Annotated in this window: 3 protein-coding genes; all 3 read left to right on the plus strand. The window is 49.5% G+C overall.

The genetic code is table 11. The annotated features are described in order from the left end of the window. The coding region (locus ACTF7Q_RS10660; protein WP_438997811.1) for an RsmG family class I SAM-dependent methyltransferase at positions 1 to 281 on the plus strand (281 nt) is incomplete at its 5' end. Positions 282 to 328: 47 nt separating this feature from the next. Beyond that, on the plus strand, positions 329 to 1111 hold the full coding sequence (locus ACTF7Q_RS10665; protein WP_438997812.1) for a ParA family protein: 783 nt from the start codon (positions 329 to 331) through the stop codon (positions 1109 to 1111). After that, the coding region (locus tag ACTF7Q_RS10670; RefSeq protein ID WP_438997813.1) for a ParB/RepB/Spo0J family partition protein at positions 1111 to 1831 on the plus strand (721 nt) is incomplete at its 3' end. The genes ACTF7Q_RS10665 and ACTF7Q_RS10670, both read left to right, overlap by 1 nt.

Consider the following 1831-nt stretch of genomic DNA (forward strand, 5'->3'; position numbering starts at 1 on the left):
GAGAATTAGAATTATCAGCCATAGTTCATAATGAACGCATCGAAAGCCTGCCAGCAATGGCACCAGATGTGATAACATCGCGAGCTTTTGCGCCGCTAGGCAAAGCCATCACGTTGCTGGCACCGCATATGGCACCAGATACGGTTTTACTGCTTCTTAAAGGCCGGAATGTCGAAGAAGAATTGACCGAAATGCCAGATTATCCCATCATGGCGGCGGTTACTTATCCAAGCCTGACTGATCCTGAAGGTATGGTTTTACAGTTAACCCAAGATCATTAGACTTTAGATAAATGATTTAAATTATTATCGTTATGTTGGGGCATTGAATGAATAGTGAAGCACGCATCATTGCGGTAGCAAATCAAAAAGGCGGCGTTGGCAAAACGACAACATCGGTCAATCTGGCAACTGCGTTGGCCGCCTGTGGCCGTAAAGTGTTGTTGGTTGATTTCGATCCGCAAGGTAATGCCAGCACTGGTTTTGGTATTGATCCGGGGCAGCGCGAACATAATAGCTATCATGTGGTGATTGGACAGACGCCAGCGCGTGCCGCTATTCAGGGCACGATTGTGCCGCGACTTGATATAATTCCGGCTGTGGTTGATTTATCAGCCGCTGAAATTGAGCTGATCGATGTCGAGCGGCGTGAATACCGCCTTGCCGATGCGATTGCCATGGTAGCTTATGACTATGATTATGTGATCATTGACTGCCCCCCGTCGCTTGGCTTGCTGACGGTGAATGCCTTATGCGCGGCGGCGTCAGTTCTGATTCCGTTGCAATGCGAATTTTATGCGCTTGAAGGGTTAAGCCAGCTCATGCGCACGATTGATGCAGTGCGAGGTGGCATTAATCCAAGGCTGGAGATGCAGGGGGTTGTATTGACGATGTTCGATAGCCGCAATAAATTATCCGAATCGGTGGAAAATGATGTGCGCGCGTATCTGGGCACCGTCGTTTATAACACGGTAATACCGCGAAATGTGCGTGTGTCCGAAGCGCCATCATTCGGACAGCCTGTTTTGATGTATGATCTGAAATGTGTCGGGGCACAGGCCTATGCCGCGCTGGCCGCCGAACTGCTGACGCAAGAAAAGGATGCTGCCTAATGGCCAAGACGCCGTCAAAGAAAGCTGCCGTTAAAAGCGCTAGAAAAAAACCCGTTGCAAAAGCAGCGCCACAAAACACAATTCCTAAACATCCGGCGCGTGGTCTGGGGCGCGGTTTGGGGCGCGGGCTGTCATCATTGTTAGGTGATGTCGGCATTGCCGCGGCAACATCGAATGCGATTACAGCTTCAGGCGTGGCCACACAGACCGAAATGGTGGCAGCGTCATTATCGGCTGACGCCAAGGCGACAAAAGTGGGTATTGCGGCTGGTGCGGCTGGAAATATAACAGCTGGTGTTATTGATATTCCGGTTGAATGGATCAATTCGGGCCCGTGGCAACCGCGTTTGAAATTTGACAAAACCGCTTTGGCTGAACTGGCCGAATCAATCCGCCAGAAAGGCATAATGCAACCGGTTCTTTTGCGGCAAAGTGCGGATAATCCGCAACGTTATCAACTGATTGCTGGTGAACGACGCTGGCGAGCGGCACAATTGGCACAATTACATACGGTGCCCGCGATCTTACGTGATATCAGCGATGTTGAGGCCTATGAGCTGGCGTTGATCGAAAATGTGCAACGCACTGATCTGACAGTCATTGAAGAAGCGTTGGGATATCAGAATCTGATAACAAAGCATAAATATAAACAAGAGCAACTGTCTGAATTGATTGGTAAATCAAGAAGTCATATTGCCAATCTTTTGCGTCTGCTGAGCT

Origin of the sequence: Puniceispirillum sp. (SeqCode) (assembly GCF_965657105.1) — a bacterium.
Taxonomy (GTDB): Bacteria; Pseudomonadota; Alphaproteobacteria; order Puniceispirillales; family Puniceispirillaceae; genus Puniceispirillum.